This is a genomic window from Vibrio marinisediminis (genome assembly GCF_014050145.1).
In the GTDB taxonomy this organism is placed as follows: domain Bacteria; phylum Pseudomonadota; class Gammaproteobacteria; order Enterobacterales; family Vibrionaceae; genus Vibrio; species Vibrio marinisediminis.
In genome coordinates this window covers 1-335 of the sequence record NZ_JACFYF010000094.1, presented here as the reverse complement: position 1 = coordinate 335, position 335 = coordinate 1, and the positions used below count along the sequence as shown (strand labels likewise).

The following is a 335-nucleotide window of genomic DNA, read 5'->3' as shown; positions in this document are numbered from 1 at the left end:
ATGACCTGGCGCCGTCCGGGGGAGTTCGCCTCCCACCCATCCAGAAGGGCCTTGACCTGCTGGCGTTGCAGGCCGTCCTGGCTGCCGCAGAGGTCGCAGGGAATGATCGGGTAGTCGAGGGCCTTGGCGAAGCGCGCGCAGTCGGCCTCTGCCACATGGGCGAGGGGCCGGAGCACGAACAGATCGCCCTCTTCGTTGACCAGTTTCGGTGGCATGGTCGCAAGGCGTCCGCCGTGGAAGAGGTTCATGAAAAATGTCTCTAGAATGTCGTCCCGGTGATGCCCCAGCACCACGGCCGAACACCCCTCCTCCCGCGCGATCCGATATAGGTTGCC

At 64.8% G+C, this 335-nt stretch carries 1 protein-coding gene; it reads right to left on the bottom strand.

Annotation, left to right across the window (positions count from 1 at the left end):
• On the bottom strand, positions 1-335 hold a 335-nt coding region (locus tag H2O73_RS23525; protein WP_281364265.1), incomplete at both ends, for a PP-loop family protein.